Consider the following 20,315-nt stretch of genomic DNA (forward strand, 5'->3'; position numbering starts at 1 on the left):
CAGACAACACAGTCTTCTACTGTGGGAGCGAGCCTTTGTGGTGAGGGGATTCATCCCCGACCGGCTGCACAGCAGCCGTAACCGTTGGTTGCGGTGAATGCCTGACTCCGCAGTTGCCGGATTTTGGGGCGCTTCGCGCCCCATCGGGGATGAATCCCCTCGCCACAAGTTCGCTCCCATAGGGACATCAAGGAACTAGTTCGCCGCCCAGAAAATGTAGTCGGCCTGATACTTCACCACTTCCTGCTTGCCCTTGTTCGCCGCTGTGCATTCACTGCCCGGCGCCACGCCGCCCTTGAGCGCGACACGCTGGATATAACTCACGCCGCTCATCGCGCCTTTGCGTTCAGCCGGGTTGGCCTTGACCAGTTGATAGGGCAGGTTGCCCGGGCTCGACGGAGCGACGGCCAATTGCGTGCCGGTGACTTTCGAACCGTCCTTGGCCTGCCAGGTGGCGGGCGGGCCGAAGTAGGTGCCGACCTGCTTGCCGCTGCGATCATTGAGCACCGCTTTAGGGCCGACGAAGGTCCATTCGGTCTGCCCGGCGGCATTGGGCTTGTCGCGGCATTCGTAAGTGATCTCGCCGACGCCGGTGGTTTCCATCGCGATCTTGTGGCCTTCCGGGACTTTGATCGCATCGGGGTAGCTGCTTTGGGCGAAGGTTGTCGAGGACAGGGCGAGCAAACCGGTGAGGCCAATCAGTTGAGTGATGTTCATCAGTGTTATCTCCGAAAGGGGTAGACCGCTGACAGCCGAAGAGGGCTGTTACAGGGACTACCCGTGGCGGAGGCGTTTGGATGCAGTGCCTGAAAAATATTTTTCAAACCCCACCAATCCCCCCTGTGGGAGCGGGCTTGCTCGCGAAGGCGTCCTGTCAGTCGATATTCATGTCACAGGCATATCGCATTCGCGAGCAAGCCCGCTCCCACAGGGACTTGCGTCGGGCTTGAGGCCGGAGGCTTTCAGCAGTTCCTGGGTGTAGGGGTGGGCTGGCGCAGCAAAAATCTCCCGCGACGAACCCTGTTCCACCACCTTGCCATCCTTGATCACCAGCAAGTCATGCGCCAGCGCATGCACCACCGCCAGGTCATGGCTGATGAACAGATAGGTCAGCCCATGCTTGATCTGCAGTTGCCGCAACAGCTCCACCACTTGTTTCTGCACCGTGCGATCCAGCGCCGAGGTTGGTTCGTCGAGCAGGATCAGCGCCGGCTCCAGCACCAGCGCGCGGGCGATGGAGATGCGCTGACGCTGGCCGCCGGAAAATTCGTGGGGGTAGCGATGACGGCTCTTGGGGTCAAGGCCGACTTCTTCGAGTACGCGAATCACTGCTGCTTCGCGCTCGGCCTCGGTGCCGATGCCGTGGGTCAGCAAGCCTTCGGCAATGATCTGCTGCACCGACATCCTTGGACTCAGGCTGCCGAACGGATCCTGGAACACCACCTGAATCTGTCGCCGCAAGGGGCGCATCAAGCGTTGATTGAGCAGGCTCAGCTGCTTGTTGCCGAAGCGGATATCGCCCTCGGATTCCACCAGCCGCAGGATCGCCTGACCCAGCGTCGATTTGCCCGAACCGGACTCGCCGACAATCCCCAGGGTCTTGCCGCGTTGCAGGCGGAAACTGACTCCGTCCACCGCTTTGATGTACGCCTGCGAACGACTGAACAAGCCCTTGGGCAGTGGAAACCAGACCTTCAGATCATCGACTTCCAGCAGGTTGTGCTGGTACGGACTCGGCACCGGCGCACCGCTCGGTTCAGCCTCGATCAGCAAGCGGCTGTAAGGGTGCTGCGGCGCGCGAAACAGCGTCTCGCAGTCAGCCTGTTCGACGACTTCACCGTGACGCATCACGCACACCCGTTGCGCGATGCGCCGCACCAGATTCAGATCGTGACTGATCAGCAGCATCGACATGCCGAGCCGCTGCTGCAACTCGATCAACAGTTCGAAAATTTTCTGCTGCACGGTCACGTCCAGCGCCGTGGTCGGCTCATCGGCGATCAGCAGTTCCGGTTCGTTGGCCAGTGCCATCGCAATCATCACCCGTTGCCGCTGACCGCCGGAGAGCTGATGCGGATAGGCTTTCAAACGCTGCAACGGCTCGCGAATGCCCACCAGTTCCAGCAGCTCCAACGTGCGCTCACGGGCGGCGCGGCCCTTGAGGCCCTTGTGAATCTCCAGCACTTCACTGACCTGTCGCTCCACGGTGTGCAGAGGATTGAGCGAGGTCATCGGCTCCTGGAAAATCATCGCAATCCGGTTGCCGCGCAAACCGCGCATCTGCTGCTCGCTGGCGTGCAGCAAGTTCACCCCGTCATAAGCGATCGAACCGCTGCTGCTGACGGTTTTGCCCGGCAACAGGCGCAAAATCGAATGCGCCGTCACCGACTTGCCCGAGCCGGACTCACCGACCAGCGCCAGGCATTCGCCACGCCGAATATCGAGGTCCAGACCGTGCACCACTTCCTGCCCGGCGAAGGCGACACGCAGGTCGCGGATTTCAATCAGGTTGTCGCTCATGTCAGCTCCTCGGATCAAGATCGTGGATCAAACGCATCACGGCAAGCCTCGCCGATGAACACCAACAACGACAGAATCAGCGCCAAGGCAAAAAATGCCGTCAGCCCCAGCCATGGCGCTTGCAGATTGCGCTTGGCCTGGCCGATCAGTTCGCCCAGCGAAGCGGTCCCGGCGGGCATGCCGAAACCGAGGAAATCCAGCGCGGTGAGGGTGGCGATGGCGCCGGTCAGAATGAACGGCAGGTAGGTCAGGGTGGAGGTCATCGCATTGGGCAGGATGTGCCGCAGCATCAGTTCACTGTCGGTCAGCCCCAGCGCCCGCGCGGCTTTGACGTATTCCAGATTGCGTCCACGCAGGAACTCGGCGCGCACCACGTCCACCAATGCCAGCCAGGAAAACAGCGCCATGATCCCCAGCAACCACCAGAAACTCGGCGAGACAAACCCGGACAAGATGATCAGCAGATACAGCACCGGCAGCCCCGACCAGATCTCCAGCACCCGTTGCCCAAGCAAATCCACCCAACCGCCGTAATAACCCTGTAACGCCCCGGCAACGATGCCGACCAACGCACTGATGCCGGTGAGGATCAGCGCAAACAGAATCGAAATTCGTGTGCCGAAAATCACCCGTGCCAATACGTCCCGCGCCTGATCGTCGGTGCCCAGCCAATTGCTCGAAGAGGGTGGGCTGGGTGCCGGTTCAGTCAGGTCGTAATTGACCGTGTCGTAGCTGAACGGGATCGGCGGAAACAGCATCCAGCCGCCCTGATCCTCGATCAGCCCGTGCACGTAAGCGCTGGCGTAATCCGGCTGGAACGGCAGTTCGCCGCCGAAATCGGTTTCCAGGTATTCGCTGAGGATCGGGAAGTAGTAGGCGCCGTGGTAGCGGATCACCAACGGTTTGTCGTTGGCAATCAGTTCGCCGCCGAGGCAGATCAGGCACAGCCCGAGGAACAGCCACAACGACCAGCGCCCACGGCGATTGGCCTTGAACTGCGCGACCCGGCGCTGACCCAGAGGAGAAAGTGTGAACATCAGGCAGTCCTCGCCGAGAAGTCGATGCGCGGGTCGAGCAGGGTGTAGCAGAGATCACCGATCAGCTTGATCAACAGGCCGAACAGGGTGAACAGAAACAGCGCGCCGAACACCACCGGATAGTCACGCGACACCGCCGCCTCGTAACTCATGCGCCCGAGGCCGTCGAGGTTGAAGATGGTTTCGATCAGCAAGGAACCGGCGAAAAACACCTCGATCAGCGCCGAGGGCACCCCGGCCACCACCAGCAGCATCGCGTTGCGAAACACGTGGCCGTAGAGCACGCGGCGTTCGGTCAGACCCTTGGCCCGCGCGGTGATCACGTACTGGCGGCTGATCTCGTTGAGGAAGCTGTTTTTGGTGAGGATGGTCAGGGTGGCGAAACCGCCGATCACCAGTGCTGTAACCGGCAACACCAGGTGCCAGAGGTAGTCGCCGACCTTGCCCAAGGTGCTGAGGCTGTCGAAGTTATCCGACACCAGCCCCTGCACCGGGAACCAGTTGACGTAGCTGCCGCCGGCGAACACCACGATCAGCAGCATCGCAAACAGAAACGCCGGCATCGCGTAGCCAATGATGATCGCGGTGCTGCTCCAGACATCGAACGCACTGCCGTTGCTGATCGCTTTGCGGATGCCCAGCGGGATTGAAATCAGGTAGGTGATCAGCGTTGCCCACAGGCCGAGCGACAGCGACACCGGCAGTTTCTGCACGATCAGATCGGTGACCTTGGCGCCGCGAAAGAAACTGCTGCCCAGATCCAGCTGGGCGTAGTTTTTCAGCATCAGCCACAAGCGTTCGTGCATCGGCTTGTCGAAGCCGTAGTGGTGTTTGATTTCCTCGATCAGCGCCGGATCGAGGCCCCGGCTGCTGCGCCCGGCACCGCCAACCGCGGCGACTTCGCCACCACCGCCCATGCCGTGCCCGCTGAAACCTTGCAGGCGGGCAATGGCTTGCTCCACCGGGCCGCCCGGTGCGGCCTGCACAATCACGAAGTTGACCACCAGAATGCACAGCAGCGTGGGGATGATCAGCAGCAAACGTCGACTCAGATAACGCAGCATGTCACTGGCCCCCCGCGAGCTGGGTGTGCATCTGTTGCGTGGTCAACGGCTTGGCCGAGACCTCCCACCAAGTGTTGAGGCCTTCGTCGTACGCCGGTTGCACCGGCGGCATGCCGAAGCGGTTCTGATACACCGTCGGCGTGCCCTTGGAGTAGTAGTTGGGAATCATGTAGTAACCCCATTGCAGCACCCGGTCGAGGGCGCGGGCGTAATGCACCATGGCGTCGCGGGTGTCAGCCTCGACCAGCCCGTCGATCAGCTGATCGACCGCCGGGTTGGCCAGCACCATCGAGTTCGAACTGCCGACTTGCGTGGCACTTTGCGAGGCGTACAGGCTGTACAGCTCGCGTCCGGGGGAGACGATCGGATCGCCACTGCGCGGGAAACTGGTGACGATCATGTCGTAGTCGCGGGCGTTGAGCCGATTGACGTATTGCGCCGAGTCGATCCGCCGTAGATTGAGGGTGATGCCGATCTGCGCGAGGGTGCGTTTGAACGGCAGCAGCATGCGATCAAAACCGCCCTGACCGTCGAGGAAGGTGAACTCCAGAGGCTCACCGGCGGCGTTGACCAGTCGGCTGTGTTGCGGCGTCCAGCCGGCCTCGGCGAGCAGCTTCAGAGCTTGCAGCTGCTTGTCGCGGATGTAGCCGCTGCCGTCGGTTTTCGGCGCCTGATACACCGTGGTGAACACCTCGTCGGGAATCTGTCCGCGCAGCGGTTCGAGAATCTTCAATTCTTCGGCGTCGGGCAGGGCGGTGGCGGCCATTTCACTCTTGGGCCAGAAACTGTTCTGGCGCACGTAGAAGCCGCGCATCATCTGCTTGTTGGTCCATTCGAAATCCCACAGCAGGCTGATCGCCTGACGCACGCGGCGATCCTGGAAGATCGGGTTTTGCAGGTTGAACACGAAGCCTTGGGCGGCGGTGGGTTTTTCCGGAGCGAGGATCGCCTGCTGCAAGCGACCGTCACGCAGCGCCGGACTGTCGTAACCCACCACATAACCGGACGAGGAAAACTCGCGGTTGTAGTCGAAAGCCCCGGCCTGCAACAGTTGCCGGGCGACGTCGGTGTCGCCATAGAAATTCACCGTGAGCGTGTCGAAGTTGTACATCCCGCGACTGACCGGCAGGTCTTTGCCCCACCAGTCCGGGTCGCGCTGGAAACTGATGCTGCGCCCGGCATCGACCTTGCTCACGCGGTACGGGCCGCTGCCCAGCGGTGGCTCGAAGCCGCCGCCGTTGGCGAAATCGCGAGTTTTCCACCAGTGTTCGGGCACCACGCGCAGGGTCGCCAGGTCCAGCGCCAGGGTGCGGTTGAGGTTGTTCTTGAAAGTGAAACGCACCTGCCGTGGGCCTTCGATCAGCACGTCCTGCACGTCGGCGTATTGCTGGCGATAACTGAGGCTGCCCTTGGTCATCAGCAGGTTGAAGGTGTAGCGCACGTCCTCGGCGGTGATCGGCGTGCCATCGGCGAAGCGAGCCTTGGGGTTCAGAGTGAAGCGCACCCAGAGGCCATCGGGATCGCGTTCCATCTGTTGCGCGACCAGACCGTAAACGGTGTACGGCTCGTCGAGCGAACGGAACGCCAGTGGCGCATACACCCAGTCGTTGACCTGCACCACGGAAATGCCCTGATCGGCATACGGAGTGATGTAGTTGTACTGGCCGATTTCCATCGACGCACGACTGAGTGAACCGCCCTTGGGCGCGTGCGGATCGACGAAATCGAAATGCTCGAAACCCGCCGGATACTTCGGAGCCTCGCCGTATACCGTCAGTGCGTAGCTGCCGGCGGCCATTGCCGGCACGGCGGCGCAGAGCAAAACGCCGCCGAGCAGCAGGCCTGCCATGTTGCGCATGAATCTCATGAAGTTTTTCCTCTAAGCCCGAAAACTCACTGGCAACGCTGAAAACTGTGGGAGTGCCCTGTGGTGAGGGGATTTATCCCCGACCGGCTGCGAAGCAGTCGCAAACCCATTGCATGCGGTGATTCTGGTCATCCGCAGTTCAGGTTTTGGGGGCGCTTCGCACCCCATCGGGGATGAATCCCCTCACCACAAAAGCTCAGTCACACAAAGGATGTGTCCAGCCCTGGGGTCAGAAGTGATACGTCATGCGCGCAAACAGCGTGCGGCCCAGCGGGTCGGTGTAGCGCGGGTCATAGCCGCTCTGGAAGTTGTAGGCCTGGTTGGTGAAAGGCGGGTTGCGGTCGAACATGTTCTTCATCCCCGCATCCACGTCCAGCACCTTGTTGAAGGTGTAGCCGGCCGACAGGTCCCACACCGAATACGACGCCACGCGCGCATGGGTATCGCGGTCGTAGTCGTTGTAACCGGTGGTGAAGCGGTTGGTCAGCGACGCGCGAGCCGCGCCGAAGGTCCAGCTGCCGGTGAGGTTGTGTTTCCAGCGCGCGATCACCCCGTCCCCTTCGAAGTCGCCGACCTTGTCGGTAAACGGACCCTTGATGGTGCTCTGGAAGTCGTAACTGTCGACGTAGGTGCCTTGCAGCCCCAGACCGAACTGGCCGTAAGGGGTGTTCGGGAAGCGGTAATCCAGCGACACATCGACACCGTTGGTTTCGACGATGCCGAGGTTGGCGTTGCCGGTGACGATGTAGTTGAGCGTGCCGTCGGCGTTGCGCACGAAGCGATCCGGGTAGCTGCCGGCCTGATCGAACACGGTGGATTCAGGGAACGGCTGGATCTGGTTGGAAATGTGAATCCACCAGAAATCCAGACCCACCGACAGGTTGCTGACCGGCTGATAGACGAAGCCCAGCGTCACGTTGCGCGCCTTCTCCGGAGCCAGATCTTCATTGCCGCCGATCTGATTGAGGAACTGCTGGCCGCAATCGCGCCCGCCGTTGCCGCCCGGTTGCACCACGCCACCGGTACACAGCACCGGGTCGTTGTAGTAGCCCTGGGTGTAGGTGATGCTGCGCGGCGAATACAGCTCGTAGAGCGATGGTGCACGGAACCCTTCGCTGTACGCGCCGCGCACCACCAGCTCCTTGAGCGGCTGATAACGGAACGAATATTTCGGGTTGGTGGTGCTGCCGAAGTCGCTGTATTTGTCGTGACGCACGGCGGCGGACAGTTCGAGGCTGTCGAGCACCGGCACGTTGATTTCGGCGTACGCGGCTTTCACGCTGCGGTCACCTTCGACGCTGCCGGCCGGGTCGATGCCGAGGCTCTGGATATCACCGGCAAACTGTTCGAAGTCCTGGTGGAATTTCTCTTTGCGGTACTCTCCACCCAGCGCCAGACCGGCGGGGCCGGCACCGAACCAGTCACCGATCTCGCGGCTGATCCGCCCGTCGAAACCGGCCACGCGGCCGACAGCCGTGGAGTAGGCGCCGTGGTACATGGCCTGGTCGATGTACTGCTGACCGGCGGCGGATTGCGGGCCAAACGGGTTGAGCAGACCGCTGGCCAGACCGTTGATCATCGCCTGATCGCTGACATATCCACTGGTGACGCTGGAGACGATTTTGTTCTGGTTGTACGAGGCGCCGACGTTGTAATCCCAGCCGCCGACCAGACCATCGAAGCTCAGCAGAAAGCGCTGACTGGTGTTCTGGTCTTTCGATTCACGCGGGCCGGCAGCAGTCTCGCGCCAGTTCACATCGACCGGTTGCGTCGGGTCGAGGGCGAAGCCGGTCGGGCCGGGGGTGATGCCGTTGCCGGGGTAGTAGGGCGATGACGAATCCAGGCTCAAACCGGTGAGCGGGGCCGGGCCGACCGCCGTGGCGTTGTTGTTGCGCGACCAGAAGTATTCGAGGTTGACGTTGTGGTCATCCGCCAGCTTGCCGGTGGTCTTGCCGAAGAACGACGTCTTTTCGGTTTGCGGAATCAGGTCGATGTATTCGCGGGTGCTGAAGCGGCACAGGCCATCGCGCGCCACCAGGTTCGGCCCGTTGCAATTGCTATTGGCCAACGGGTTGGTGGCGTTGCCGTTCTGGCTGTAGTTGCCGGGGAACGCGGTGCCGGAGGTCTGGTCCAGGCCACGGCCGGGCACATAGTCGCGGGCGAAGGAGCGGTCGTTGGCGTCGAGGTTCTGCTGCTTGTTGTAGTTGAACACGCCGAGGACGTTGAAGCGGTCTTGCTCCAGATCGCCGTAGCCCCAACTGGCGCTCATGTCTTTGGTGGCACCGCCGCCGCTGTGGGTCGGGGTTTCGCCACCGAGGGTGAGCTGGCCGTCGGTCATGGATTTCTTGGTGATGAAGTTGATCACGCCGCCGATGGCGTCGGTGCCGTACAGGGCTGATGCGCCGTCGCGCAGAACCTCCACGCGCTCGATCGCGGCAAACGGGATCATGTTCAGATCCACCGCGCCGCCGGCCGAGTTGGTGCCCGACAAGGCGTTGTTCGCCAGGCGTCGACCGTTGAGCAGCACCAGCGTCTTGTTCGCGCCGATGCCGCGCATGTCGGCAAACGAAGCGCCACCGGTGGCGGCGCCGACCGAGCCGGCGCTGTTGTTGATCGACTGGCTGCCGGTGATCCGCTGCACCAGTTCGGCGGTGGTGGTCACGCCCTGTTTGCGCAACTCATCGGCCTTGAGAATGGTGATCGGCACCGCCGTTTCCGCATCTACCCGGCGAATCGCCGAACCCGTCACTTCCACCCGTTGCAGTTGCGTGGTCGGCGCCACCACCGCTGTCGCAGCGGGCACGGCGGCGTTGTCATCCTCGGCGGCTTGCACAGTCCCGGCGCCCATCCCCATGGCCACCAGATACAACGGAACAAAACGGTGGCGAGAGATCGTTGCCACCAAAGGTTTGAGCGTGAAGCGTGGAGTGTTCATCAGCATGGTTATTTCCGACTTTTTAGACGTTATCGAATTGGCCTTGTGAGCCCCTCATTGCTCCGCTATCGGTGATACCGCGTGCGGAAAACCACTTTCTTCAAGCAAGCCGATCCCCTCCGAACACGCGTTGCGTTTTTTCGGTCGGCTGATTGCGACGGGATGCTTCAGCGGTGTCGGGCGCGCTTCTCAACGCGCGCCCGGCACCGCACTCAGTGGGTGGTCATCACCGAAATCTTGCTGATGCCCGAGCGCTCGATGGACGCCATGGCCTTGGCCACCTGGCCGTAATTGACGTTGGCGTCGGCCTGCAGCTGCACGCGTACTTCGGCGTCCTTGGCCTTGACCTCCTTGAGGCTGGCCTCCAGCGATTCCGGCGCCAGTTCGGTTTTCGCCAGGTAGAACTTGCCGTCCTGATCGACGCTGACCACCACCGGGTCTTTCTTTTCGGCGGGAGCGACGGCGTCGGTTTTCGGCAGATTGACCTTGATCGCATTGGTCATCAGCGGCGCGGTGACGATGAACACCACCAGCAGCACGAGCATCACATCCACCAGCGGCGTGACGTTCATTTCGCTGAGCACTTCATCGCTGTCTTGGGTGGAAAAGGACATCAGCTGGCCTCCCGCACGGCGGCTGTGGTTTTGCTGGCGATGGCCTGGCGGCTGATGGAGAACGCACTGCGCGAGGCGAGGGCGTCGAAGTCGTGGGCGAAGTCATCCATGTCTGCCGAAGCGAGTTTCAGGCGGCGCAGGAAGAAGTTGTAAATCAGCACCGCCGGGACCGCGACGGCGATCCCCACGCCAGTGGCGATCAGTGCATGACCGATGGGGCCGGCGACCGCTTCAAGGCTGGCCGAACCGGTTTCGCCGATGCTTTGCAGGGCTTCCATGATCCCCCACACGGTACCGAACAGGCCAATGAACGGCGCGGTGCTGCCGATACTGGCGAGAATCGCCTGACCGTTTTCCAGCGAGCGGCGTTCTTTCTGGATCTGCTGGCGCAGGTTGCGCTCCAGGCGATCGGAACGGTTGATGGTGTGCGCCAGTTGTTGCGTGGTGCGCGGCGATTCTTCCACCAGCAAAGCTTCGAAGCCGCTGCTGGCGATGCGCGCCAGCGAGCCCGGGTACTGACTGGCGTGTTCGGCGGCAGTAAGCAGATCCGGTGCGCCCCAGAAGGCTTTGCTGAACTGTTTGTTCTGGGCTTTCTGGCGCAGGTATTGCGCCGACTTGACCAGCAGGATCGCCCAGCTGACCACGGAAAACAGCACCAGGCCCCAGAGCACACCGGGGACAATCATCGAAGACAGTGAATTGTTCATCGCTACACCTCGCTTGCATTAAGTCGGTTGTGAGTTCGTTGGGTTGTGCCGTTATTGCGGCAATTTGAAATCGATGGTCTGGGTGGCGAAGCCGTCAATCGGCGTGTCACCGCGTTTGGCCGGAATGAACTTCCAGTTCTTTACCGCCGCGACGGCGGCGTCATCCAGTTGCGGCTTGCCGCTGGACTTGGTCACTGTCACCGAGCCGGCGCGACCGTTGGCCAGCACCTGAATGCGCAGCACCACGCTGCCTTCCCAATTGCGCCGCAGCGCCAGCGACGGATATTCCGGCGGCGGGTTGCCAAGGCTGGCGAGACCGGAAATCGCTGCCGATTCCTTGATCGGGCCAGGCGCGGCGGCCGGGGCCAGTGGCGCGCTCGGTGTCGCCGGCGCAGCGGGAGCGGCCGGTTGTGCCGGGGCGGGCGGAGCTTTCGGCGGCTCGACTTTCTTCACCGGTTTGGGCTTCTCGAGCGGTTTCGGTTTTTCGATCGGCTTGGGTTTCTCTACCGGTTTTGGCGGTGGCTTGACCGCGTCTTCGTCTTCCACCGGTTGTTCCGGTTCCGGAGGTGGAGGGGGCGGCGGTGGCGGTGGCGGTTCCGGTGTGGGCGGTGCCGGCGGCGTCGGGCTGCTCAACTCGACGGTCATTTCCGGAATCTGCGGCGGAGTCGGCAGTGGCTCGGGCCGGGTCTGCTGGAAAAACCACCAGGCGCCGCCGTGTATCAGCGCCGATACCGCCACCAGCAACAGCATTTGCTGTTTGTTCAACCCGCCGGGTTGCGAGGTATTGGCCGTGAAGGCTGGCCTGTCCGGTGACAGCGGGATTGGCGCTTCCCGTAACGACCCCGGCAGGGTTCTGTGCTTTACCGCATCGTTCATTAAAGCTCCCTCGGGTTGATGAAGGGCAATAAGGTGCCGTCCGAACATAGGGGTGATGTTCGAGTGGGTGGGTGTAACTTTCTTCAAGGTGTACGCAGGCCGATAGTTGAACTATCTATAGAACAGGGCTTGCTTACAGTTACTGGCTTAGAGCCATCGACTTCGAGTGTTCATTGGCCATTCCCTGGTTGTTCTTCTATCGCTTGAGATCAGTGTTGGTGTCTCATGCTTGTGCTTTTTGCATGTAGCAACCGCTGTGCCAGATGTTGCCGAAATGTATAGGTCTTATTTCATCAGTGTTACCCATGTCGCATTTATATAAGTTTTGCCTTGGTCGTGTATTTCTCCGGCCAACAGTTTCCCGAAACTCCATTGAGTGGAGTTTTTTCAGAGGCGAGTCAGGCTCTACGCGGTATCACGCTGATCGGCGGGATAGAGCGGCGGCTTGGCTAACGGCCCGGGCACTTGCTGGTGCGCGGCGGACTGATTTGGTGCGGGTCTGTGTTTTAGCGGGTCACGGCGTATGTTCCTTGTTCTTGTTTAAATGAAATCAATGTTTCCAGTGCTGAATAATCCAACTCACTGGAGCCGTTTTGGTGCACTTGCAAAGTCGCTGAAAGTTATTGTCCGACAATCCCGCCTGCGTTCATTTAATACGGCGCAGGTCCAGGAATTTTTGCAGTTGTATTTAAAAAATAAATAGCACGCCGTTGTCGGCGAAGCGTCATCGCCAATCACGGTGTGTGGTCATGGAGTCAGGTAATAAAGTAGAGGCACTGGCCGCCGGGACTGTTCGAATGAACTCGGCGTTGTGGATAAACAAGCAAGCAGAGGCTGATGCGGCAGAGCGTTTGAAGATTCACGCGGTGAACTCCTTGTTGCCAGCTCGGATACGCGAACTTTTGGTTCGGTATCGCACCTTACAAGAACGCGGATAGCGTTCGATGATTGCTCTTGGTGCGGGATGGGCACCGCCAGCGCTGTTTTGCGAGGTTTGAATTCGCAAGTCGCCAATGCATGGGAAAAACGTGCCAAAGCGGATACACCCGCTATAAATAGGGCTACACAGATCTGTCGAGATCGAGGAGGGGGCATGTATCAACTGTACGGACATCGCAATTCAGGTGCCGCAGCCATCGAGGCAGCGCTGGAGTTATGCCAGATCGCCTATCGCTTTATCGATATCGAAGCCTCAAGCGAAGCCGCCGAGGCACTGGCGCGCCTCAATCCACTGAAGCAGGTGCCGACCCTGCAATTGCCCGATGGCAGTGCGATCACCGAGAGTGTGGCGATTCTGATTCATCTGGGCCTGAGTTTTCCCGAGTCCGGTCTGTTGCCGGCCAAGGCGGCTGATCGCGATCAGGCGATTCGCGGCATGGTCTACATCGCCAGCAGTTGCTATGCAGCCATCGGCGTCATCGATTACCCCGAGCGCTGGCTGGTGATGCCCGACGAAGCCTCACGGCAGAACCTGATGGCCGGCGCGCGGGAGCGTTTGCACTGGAGCTGGGAAGTGTTTGCCGATCAGTTTTCCGCCGAGTTGTACCTGGACGACGAAACGCCCGGCGCGCTGGACGTGCTGGCGGCCGTGGTGACGCGTTGGGCGGGCAGTCGCGAGCACTTGAGCCAGACCCGTCCGGGGTTTTATGCGTGGTTGCAGCGTATTGACAGGCATCCGGTGCTGGCGCCGGTGTTTGCCCGGCATTGGCCGTCCTGAACACCCGGTAAACCAAAATGTAGGAGTGAACTCTGTGGTGAGGGGATTTATCCCCGATGGACTGCGAAGCGGTCCCGGCTTTTCTGGGGGTGCTTCGCGCCCCATCGGGGATAAATCCCCTCGCCACAGGGCTCACTTCTGTAAGTGGGAAGGGTCTATTCCCCGCGAATGTACTGTTCCAGCTGCTTGATCAGTTCCGCCTGCTCGGCAATTGCCTCTTTCACCAGGTCGCCGATCGACAGCAGACCGATCAGCTTGCCGTTCTCCACCACCGGCAAATGGCGCAGGCGTTTGTCAGACATGATGCCCAGGCAGGTGTCGACGGTCTGGTGGGTGTCCACGGTGATGACGTCCTTGACCATGATGTCGCGCACGGGTGTGCCCACCGACGAGCGCCCGTGCAGTACCAGTTTGCGTGCGTAATCACGCTCACTGATGATGCCGACCACTTTGTCATCTTCCATCACCACCAAGGCCCCGACGTTTTTCTCGGCCATTTTCATCAGCGCTTCGAGCACCATGTGACCGGGATCGATATGGTGCACTTCCTGATTTTTCTGATCTTTGAGCTTGAGCAGTTGGGCGACGGTCTTCATGGCGGTTACTCAGGTGTTGTCGTTGTTACTCAAGCATCGTAGACCCTTGTACGCAGGGCAAGGTGGCAAAGCGGCAGATAGCACGCAAAAAACGTCATTTTCCGAAAATACCTACCCCTGAGCCTGTGCAAAGGGAAACCTTGTGGTGAGGGGATTTATCCCCGATGGGCTGCGAAGTAGCCCCAAACTCATGAAGCCGGATTTTTCTGACATATATCACTGGATGGCTTTGGGCCTGCTACGCAGGCCATCGGGGATAAATCCCCTCACCACAGGGAATGGGGTTATCCCTTGAAGGGCAGCGTAGAATGCCCCTCTGATTCAATTCCTGAGGTTGCAGTGGTGGATTTACAGCAGGGCTTCGTCCTGACCCGGCATTGGCGCGATACCCCGGCCGGCACCGAAGTCGAATTCTGGCTGGCGACCGACGCCGGGCCGCGCCGTGTGCGCCTGGCGCCGCAAACGTCGGTAGCGTTTATCCCCGCCGAACAGCGTGAAGCAGCCGAACGCCTGCTGCACGATGAAAAGAACGTCGAACTGCGCCCGCTGGCCCTGCAGGATTTCGAACATCGCCCGGTGCTCGGACTGTATTGCCAGCAACACGGCCAGTTGATGCGCCTGGAAACCGCGCTGTCCCGCGCCGGTGTCGATGTCTTCGAAGCCGACGTGCGTCCGCCCGAGCGCTACCTGATGGAGCGCTTCATCACTGCACCGGTGTTGTTCGGCGGTAGCGCCGACGCTGACGGCGTATTGCTCAACGCTCAACTCAAACCTGATCCGAAATACCGACCGCAACTACGGCTGGTCTCGCTGGATATCGAAACCACCGAAACCGGCGAGCTGTATTCCATCGCCCTCGAAGGCTGCGGCCAGCGTCAGGTGTACATGCTCGGCGCGCCCAACGGTGACGCGAGCATCATCGACTTCGACCTCGAATACTGCGACTCACGTACGCTGATCCTGAAAAAGCTCAACGACTGGTTCGCCCTCCACGACCCCGACGCGATCATCGGCTGGAACGTCGTGCAGTTCGACCTGCGCATCCTTCACGAACACGCGCGGCGCCTCGGTGTGCCGCTGAAAATCGGCCGTGGCGGTGAGGAGATGCAGTGGCGCGAACACGGCAGCCGCACGCATTACTTTGCCTCGGCAGCGGGGCGCTTGATCATCGACGGCATCGAATCGCTGCGTTCAGCGACCTGGAGTTTTCCCTCGTTCAGCCTGGAGAACGTCGCGCAGACCCTGCTCGGCGAGGGCAAGGCGATCGACAACCCGTACCAGCGCATGGATGAAATCAACCGCATGTTCGCCGAGGACAAACCGGCGCTGGCCAAGTACAACCTCAAGGACTGTGAGCTGGTGACGCGGATCTTCGCCAAGACCGAACTGCTGACGTTTCTCCTCGAACGCGCCAGCGTTACCGGCCTGCCGGCGGATCGCAGCGGCGGCTCGGTGGCGGCGTTCACCCATTTGTACATGCCGCTGATGCACCGTCAGGGTTTCGTTGCGCCGAACCTGGGGACCAATCCGCCACAGGCCAGCCCCGGCGGCTTCGTCATGGATTCACAACCGGGGCTGTACGAGTCGGTGCTGGTGCTCGATTACAAGAGCCTGTACCCGTCGATCATCCGCACCTTTCTGATCGACCCGGTAGGCCTGATCGAAGGCTTGCAGCACCCGGACGATGCCGACTCGGTGCCGGGGTTTCGCGGTGCACGTTTCTCGCGCACACGGCATTGCCTGCCGTCGATTGTCGCGCGGGTCGCCGAGGGCCGCGAGACCGCCAAGCGCGAGCACAACGCACCGCTGTCGCAAGCGCTGAAAATCATCATGAACGCCTTCTACGGCGTGCTCGGCTCCAGTGGTTGCCGATTTTTCGATACGCGTCTGGCATCGTCGATTACCTTGCGCGGCCACGAGATCATGCTGCGCACCCGTCAGCTGATCGAAGCGCAGGGCCACGCGGTGATCTATGGCGACACCGATTCGACCTTCGTCTGGCTGCGTCGCGCGCACGGTCAGGAGGAAGCGGCACAGATCGGTCAGGCGCTGGTCAAGCACGTCAACGACTGGTGGCGCGAGCACGTGCGTGAGGAATACGGCCTGCAAAGTGCTCTCGAATTGCAGTACGAAACCCACTACAAACGTTTTCTGATGCCGACCATTCGCGGTGCCGAGGAGGGCAGCAAAAAGCGCTACGCCGGACTGGTGACGCGCGCCGATGGCAGTGACGAAATGGTCTACAAGGGCCTGGAAACCGTGCGCACCGACTGGTCGCTGCTGGCCCGGCAGTTCCAGCAGGAACTCTACGAGCGGATCTTCCAGCGCAAGCCGTATCAGGATTACGTGCGCGATTACGTACGCAAGACCCTGGCCGGCGAATTCGATGAACGACTGGTCTACCGCAAACGCCTGCGCCGCACCCTCGACGACTACGAACGCAACGTGCCGCCGCATGTGCGTGCAGCGCGGCTGGCCGACGATTACAACGCGCAGCAGGGTCGCCCGCGGCAGTACCAGAACGGCGGCTGGATCAGTTACGTGATCACCCTGGCCGGGCCGGAACCGCTGGAAGTACGCCGCGCCGCGATCGACTACGACCACTACATCACCCGCCAGCTGCAACCGGTGGCGGACGCGATTCTGCCGTTTGTCGACGACGATTTCTCAACCCTGATCGGGGGGCAACTGGGCCTGTTTTGAGTCCAGCAGCTGCAGGGTCCATTCATCGAGGATGCCGTGGAAGTATCGCTCCAGCGCCTGAGCGAACGGGCAATCTTCGGCGCTGAACTGCGCAAACAGGGTCATTGAAGAGTGGAATTTCAGGTCGTCGGGGTGGCCGAAAATCTCGGCAATCGAGCGCTGGCGGATGTTCAGTACCAACTGCGTGCAGATGCGCAGCCGCGCACCGAGCAGGTCGTGGGTCAGATAGGCCCGCGCTTCTTCGGCGGATTGAATGGCGTAACGCCGGGACATCTCGCTACCGCCCAGCCCGGCGAACTGCGGAAACACAAACCACATCCAGTGGCTGCGCTTGCGCCCCTCACCGAGTTCACGCTGAACCCGTTCGAACACCGGGTCCTGCGCCTGGACGAAACGCTGCAGATTGAACGGGTCGTACTGATCAGTGCTTCTCATGACGAAGCCCTCGCCAGCGCCCAGCGACTCAGACCATCGCCAGCCGCTGCTTGCGTTGTGGCGCTTTGAATACCCGATCCAGCGCCGCCAGATCCCCGGCATCCAGTTGCAACTGCGCCGCTTGTGCATTGAGTTGCACGTGTTCCGGTCGCACAGCCTTGGGAATCGCAATCACACCATCCTGACGCAGAATCCACGCCAGTGAAACCTGTGCCGGGGTCACGTTGTGACGAGCGGCAATCTGCTTGAGCACCGGTTCGGCGAGCATCGCGCCGCCCTGGCCGATCGGGCAGTACGCCATCAACGGCATACGCTGTTGTTGGCACCATGGCAGCAAGTCGAATTCGACGCCGCGCTCTTCCAGGTTGTACAGCACCTGATTGGTGGCGCAGGCAGGATTGGCCAGCTCTTCGAGGTCATCGACGTCGAAATTCGACACGCCCCAACGGCAGATCTTGCCGTCCTCGCGCAGGCGTTCGAAGGCTTCGACGGTTTCTTCCAGCGGATACTGGCCGCGCCAATGCAGCAGATAGAGGTCGATGTAATCGGTGTCGAGCCGGCGCAGACTGCGCTCGCAGGCTTGCGGGATGCCTGTGCGGCTGGCGTTGTGCGGGTAGACCTTGCTCACCAGAAACACCTGATCACGCAGACCGGCGATGGCTTCGCCGACCACGCTTTCGGCACCGCCCTCGGCGTACATTTCTGCGGTGTCGATAAGGGACATGCCCAACTCGATACCTTGTCGCAGCGCGGACACTTCACGCTTGTGCGCCGAGCGATCTTCGCCCATGCGCCAGGTGCCCTGGCCGATCACTGGAACCTGCACGCCTGCCAGTTCAAGGGTACGCATTCAAACCTCCTGTGCTGATGGTCATACCTTAGTGGGCAGCAGGATAGCGCAGGGGTTCCAATGGAGGTCGATGAACCTGTGGCGAGGGGATTTATCCCCGATGGGCGCGCAGCGCCCCCAAGAAGCAGGGTTGCTGCGCAACCCATCGGGGATAAATCCCCTCACCACAAGGCAAGTGTTATTTAGCGGAGAACTTCAACACCACGTTATGGCTGTAAGTCTGCCCCGGATCGAGACGCGTGCTCGGGAAGTTCGGCTGATTCGGCGCATCCGGATAGTGCTGCGTCTCCAGGGTAAACGCACCCCAGTGCGGATAGACCTTGCCGCCCTTGCCCTTGACCGTGCCGTCGAGGAAGTTACTGGTGTAGAACTGCACACCAGGCTCGCTGGTGAACAACTGCAAATGCCGCCCTGACTGCGGATCGCTGACCTCGGCGGCGACTTTGTTCACATCACCTTTGCTATCCAGCACCCAGTTGAAATCGAAGCCACCCTGTTTCGGCTCGGCGAATTTCAGCTGTGGGTGATCGGCCTTGATGTGCGTACCAATGGCGGTGGGTTTGGTGAAGTCCATTGGTGTGCCGGCCACTGGCGCCAGTTCGCCGGTCGGGATCAACTTGTCGGTGACCGGGGTGTAACGGCTGGCGTGCAAGGTGGCCACCTGCTTGAGAATGTCGCCATTGCCGGCGCCGGCGAGGTTGAAGTAGCTGTGGTTGGTCAGGTTGAGCACGGTCGGTTTATCGGTGCTGGCCTTATAGTCGATGCGCAACTCGTTGCTGTCGGTCAGGCGGTAGGTCACTTCGGTGGTGAGGTTGCCGGGGAAGCCCATTTCACCGTCTGCCGACAGATAGGTGAGGGTCACGCCGACGGAATCCTTGTCCTTGGTTTCCTGCGCTTTCCAGACCTTCTTGTCGAAGCCCTGAGTACCGCCGTGCAAAGCGTTGGACTTGTCGTTCTGCGGCACCTGATAGCGCTTGCCGTCGAGTTCGAACGCGCCGTCCGCGAGGCGATTGCCGAAACGGCCGATGGTCGCGCCGAAATACGCTGTGCCTTTCTGGTAACCCTGAACATCGTCGAAACCCAGCACCACATCGGCTGCTTTGCCGTGTTTGTCCGGCACCAGCAGTGATTGCAGGGTGGCGCCGTAGGTGATGACGGTCGCCTGCATGCCGTGGCTGTTGCGCAGGATGTATTGCTCGACGGGCGTGCCGTCATTGGTTTTGCCAAAGGCTTTGTGTTCGGCGCTGAGGCCGGCCGCGTTGGCGGAGAGGGTGGCGATCATCAGGGACATTCCGAGGCCGGAGAGCAGGTGACGTGATTGAAGCATGGTTGACCTTCCTTTTTGTTGTTGTTTTCAAAACAGGGTAATAGTCATGCTAATTGTGGGTTGAGTCAGAATTTATAGCCGGTTAAAGGTTTAGTGCAAATATAAAGTCATACTAAATAGTTGCCGAAGGTCGGGAAATCGTGCCAGCGCTGCACTTTTCCGGATTCGGCGGCTCTATCCATGGCCAGGATGCGGCGACGCCCGCCGCACAGAAATGTGCCCGTTCGAGAATTCATGCCGAGAGTTTTTCACCCGATCGCCCGATTTTTTCGCCGCCCGTGCCTGCTGCTGGCCTGTCTGTCATCGCTGTTTGTCAGCGGTTGCACGCACCAGACCGGCAACGGTTTCATCGCTCAGATGCGTGACGGTCAACCGCAGGAATTCCTGCAGACCAGCGTCGACCGTATGGCCACGTTGGCGATGCGCGACAACCTCAACAGTCTTTATCGGTTGATGGGCAAGCTGTATTTGCGCAACCCGGAAGAGCTGCGCAAATCGGGATTCCTCGACATCAACACCGCGGTGAAACAGGTGCGCCTGGCAGTCGAGCAGCAACAACCGTTGCCGGTGCTGGGCGGGCGCAAGGATCTGGCGGCGCTCAGCTATGCGATGAGTCCGGAGTTTCTCGGGGATCGGGTCGGCGCCTTCATCTATGCCATCGGCAGCATGCTGGTCACCGCCCACGGCAATCGCATCGAGTTCTACATGACCGATGCAATCAACCCGACCTTCGTCCACAACGCCGCGCGCAACATCGAGAAAGCCACGTGGATTCTGGCCCAGCGCCAGAACAAGGAAGGCCAGCCGCTGCTGTTCTCCAATGAAATCTCGGAGGAGGGCAGCAACCTGAGTTTCGCCACCGAGTTCGGCAAGATCGTCGCGCGGCTCGACCTGCTGGCGCAGATGCTTGATGAGCGCTACCGGCGCATCGGCCTGAACTACGCGCAGAGCCTGCTGTTCCTGAATTTCCTTCCGGTGCAGTAAGTGCGGAGATCCAATGTGGGAGCGAGCCTGCTCGCGAAAGCGATCTACCAGGCGCTGAATCTCTGATAGATCCACCGCATTCG

At 60.8% G+C, this 20,315-nt stretch carries 16 protein-coding genes; 3 read left to right on the forward strand and 13 right to left on the reverse strand.

The annotated features are described in order from the left end of the window. Positions 1-195: 195 nt before the first annotated feature. The 9 genes from E3Z29_RS12780 to E3Z29_RS12820 all read right to left on the reverse strand — a co-directional run bounded on the left by E3Z29_RS12780 (position 196) and on the right by E3Z29_RS12820 (position 11,620). A complete protein-coding gene (locus tag E3Z29_RS12780) occupies positions 196-717 on the reverse strand; it encodes a DUF3455 domain-containing protein (RefSeq protein WP_134785928.1) in 522 nt (173 codons plus the stop codon). A gap of 168 nt (positions 718-885) precedes the next feature. Further along, the gene (locus E3Z29_RS12785) at positions 886-2,520 is read right to left on the reverse strand and encodes an ABC transporter ATP-binding protein (protein WP_134785929.1); all 1,635 of its coding nucleotides are present in this window, start codon (positions 2,518-2,520) and stop codon (positions 886-888) included. 14 nt (positions 2,521-2,534) lie between these two features. After that, complete coding sequence (locus E3Z29_RS12790) at positions 2,535-3,557, reverse strand: ABC transporter permease (protein ID WP_134785930.1); 1,023 nt, start codon at positions 3,555-3,557, stop codon at positions 2,535-2,537. Further along, a complete protein-coding gene (locus E3Z29_RS12795; RefSeq protein WP_134785931.1) occupies positions 3,557-4,621 on the reverse strand; it encodes a microcin C ABC transporter permease YejB in 1,065 nt (354 codons plus the stop codon). Before E3Z29_RS12795 ends, E3Z29_RS12790 begins: the two co-directional genes overlap by 1 nt. Before the next feature lies 1 nt (position 4,622). Further along, the gene (locus E3Z29_RS12800) at positions 4,623-6,488 is read right to left on the reverse strand and encodes an extracellular solute-binding protein (protein WP_134785932.1); all 1,866 of its coding nucleotides are present in this window, start codon (positions 6,486-6,488) and stop codon (positions 4,623-4,625) included. Positions 6,489-6,717: 229 nt separating this feature from the next. Then, complete coding sequence (locus E3Z29_RS12805; RefSeq protein ID WP_167734109.1) at positions 6,718-9,429, reverse strand: TonB-dependent receptor; 2,712 nt, start codon at positions 9,427-9,429, stop codon at positions 6,718-6,720. Positions 9,430-9,635: 206 nt separating this feature from the next. Further along, positions 9,636-10,037 carry a biopolymer transporter ExbD gene (locus tag E3Z29_RS12810; RefSeq protein WP_003223575.1) on the reverse strand — a complete coding sequence of 134 codons (402 nt, stop codon included), beginning with the start codon at positions 10,035-10,037 and terminating at the stop codon, positions 9,636-9,638. Next, positions 10,037-10,744, reverse strand: coding sequence for a MotA/TolQ/ExbB proton channel family protein (locus tag E3Z29_RS12815; protein ID WP_007966644.1), 708 nt, complete (start codon positions 10,742-10,744; stop codon positions 10,037-10,039). The genes E3Z29_RS12810 and E3Z29_RS12815 overlap by 1 nt, the downstream gene beginning before the upstream one ends. A gap of 51 nt (positions 10,745-10,795) precedes the next feature. Beyond that, positions 10,796-11,620 (reverse strand): energy transducer TonB, encoded by an 825-nt coding sequence (locus E3Z29_RS12820; RefSeq protein WP_134785933.1) that lies wholly within the window; start codon positions 11,618-11,620, stop codon positions 10,796-10,798. A gap of 1,093 nt (positions 11,621-12,713) precedes the next feature. Between E3Z29_RS12820 and E3Z29_RS12825 the strand changes: the two genes are divergently transcribed. Beyond that, positions 12,714-13,337 carry a glutathione S-transferase N-terminal domain-containing protein gene (locus E3Z29_RS12825; RefSeq protein ID WP_134785934.1) on the forward strand — a complete coding sequence of 208 codons (624 nt, stop codon included), beginning with the start codon at positions 12,714-12,716 and terminating at the stop codon, positions 13,335-13,337. Positions 13,338-13,492: 155 nt separating this feature from the next. On the opposite strand, the gene E3Z29_RS12830 is transcribed toward E3Z29_RS12825, so the two are convergent. Further along, on the reverse strand, positions 13,493-13,933 hold the full coding sequence (locus E3Z29_RS12830) for a CBS domain-containing protein (protein WP_027613875.1): 441 nt from the start codon (positions 13,931-13,933) through the stop codon (positions 13,493-13,495). 342 nt (positions 13,934-14,275) lie between these two features. On the opposite strand from E3Z29_RS12830, the gene E3Z29_RS12835 reads away from it, so the two are divergent. Then, positions 14,276-16,636 (forward strand): DNA polymerase II, encoded by a 2,361-nt coding sequence (locus tag E3Z29_RS12835; protein ID WP_167734111.1) that lies wholly within the window; start codon positions 14,276-14,278, stop codon positions 16,634-16,636. Here E3Z29_RS12835 and E3Z29_RS12840 read toward each other — a convergent pair. From E3Z29_RS12840 to E3Z29_RS12850, 3 genes are all read right to left on the reverse strand, one after another. Next, positions 16,601-17,071: a DUF1810 domain-containing protein gene (locus E3Z29_RS12840; protein ID WP_098968066.1), complete on the reverse strand. Its 471-nt coding sequence runs from the start codon at positions 17,069-17,071 to the stop codon at positions 16,601-16,603. The two genes, E3Z29_RS12835 and E3Z29_RS12840, sit on opposite strands and share 36 nt — an antisense overlap. A 28-nt stretch (positions 17,072-17,099) precedes the next feature. Further along, on the reverse strand, positions 17,100-17,921 hold the full coding sequence (locus E3Z29_RS12845; RefSeq protein WP_134785936.1) for an aldo/keto reductase: 822 nt from the start codon (positions 17,919-17,921) through the stop codon (positions 17,100-17,102). A 178-nt stretch (positions 17,922-18,099) separates the two neighbouring features. Continuing rightward, positions 18,100-19,248 carry an aldose epimerase family protein gene (locus E3Z29_RS12850; protein ID WP_134785937.1) on the reverse strand — a complete coding sequence of 383 codons (1,149 nt, stop codon included), beginning with the start codon at positions 19,246-19,248 and terminating at the stop codon, positions 18,100-18,102. 234 nt (positions 19,249-19,482) lie between these two features. Here E3Z29_RS12850 and E3Z29_RS12855 point away from each other — a divergent pair, with 234 nt between their 5' ends. Further along, a complete protein-coding gene (locus tag E3Z29_RS12855; RefSeq protein WP_027613880.1) occupies positions 19,483-20,232 on the forward strand; it encodes a hypothetical protein in 750 nt (249 codons plus the stop codon). Positions 20,233-20,315: the final 83 nt, after the last annotated feature.

Source organism: Pseudomonas sp. S150 (genome assembly GCF_004526365.1).
GTDB lineage: Bacteria > Pseudomonadota > Gammaproteobacteria > Pseudomonadales > Pseudomonadaceae > Aquipseudomonas > Aquipseudomonas putida_A.

Coding starts and splice junctions, on each gene's coding strand:
- E3Z29_RS12780 (WP_134785928.1), bottom strand. CDS start 717: ATGAACATCACTCAACTGATTGGCCTCACCGGTTTGCTCGCCCTGTCC.
- E3Z29_RS12785 (WP_134785929.1), bottom strand. CDS start 2,520: ATGAGCGACAACCTGATTGAAATCCGCGACCTGCGTGTCGCCTTCGCC.
- E3Z29_RS12790 (WP_134785930.1), bottom strand. CDS start 3,557: ATGTTCACACTTTCTCCTCTGGGTCAGCGCCGGGTCGCGCAGTTCAAG.
- E3Z29_RS12795 (WP_134785931.1), bottom strand. CDS start 4,621: ATGCTGCGTTATCTGAGTCGACGTTTGCTGCTGATCATCCCCACGCTG.
- E3Z29_RS12800 (WP_134785932.1), bottom strand. CDS start 6,488: ATGAGATTCATGCGCAACATGGCAGGCCTGCTGCTCGGCGGCGTTTTG.
- E3Z29_RS12805 (WP_167734109.1), bottom strand. CDS start 9,429: ATGCTGATGAACACTCCACGCTTCACGCTCAAACCTTTGGTGGCAACG.
- E3Z29_RS12810 (WP_003223575.1), bottom strand. CDS start 10,037: ATGTCCTTTTCCACCCAAGACAGCGATGAAGTGCTCAGCGAAATGAAC.
- E3Z29_RS12815 (WP_007966644.1), bottom strand. CDS start 10,744: ATGAACAATTCACTGTCTTCGATGATTGTCCCCGGTGTGCTCTGGGGC.
- E3Z29_RS12820 (WP_134785933.1), bottom strand. CDS start 11,620: ATGAACGATGCGGTAAAGCACAGAACCCTGCCGGGGTCGTTACGGGAA.
- E3Z29_RS12825 (WP_134785934.1), top strand. CDS start 12,714: ATGTATCAACTGTACGGACATCGCAATTCAGGTGCCGCAGCCATCGAG.
- E3Z29_RS12830 (WP_027613875.1), bottom strand. CDS start 13,933: ATGAAGACCGTCGCCCAACTGCTCAAGCTCAAAGATCAGAAAAATCAG.
- E3Z29_RS12840 (WP_098968066.1), bottom strand. CDS start 17,071: ATGAGAAGCACTGATCAGTACGACCCGTTCAATCTGCAGCGTTTCGTC.
- E3Z29_RS12845 (WP_134785936.1), bottom strand. CDS start 17,921: ATGCGTACCCTTGAACTGGCAGGCGTGCAGGTTCCAGTGATCGGCCAG.
- E3Z29_RS12850 (WP_134785937.1), bottom strand. CDS start 19,248: ATGCTTCAATCACGTCACCTGCTCTCCGGCCTCGGAATGTCCCTGATG.
- E3Z29_RS12855 (WP_027613880.1), top strand. CDS start 19,483: ATGCCGAGAGTTTTTCACCCGATCGCCCGATTTTTTCGCCGCCCGTGC.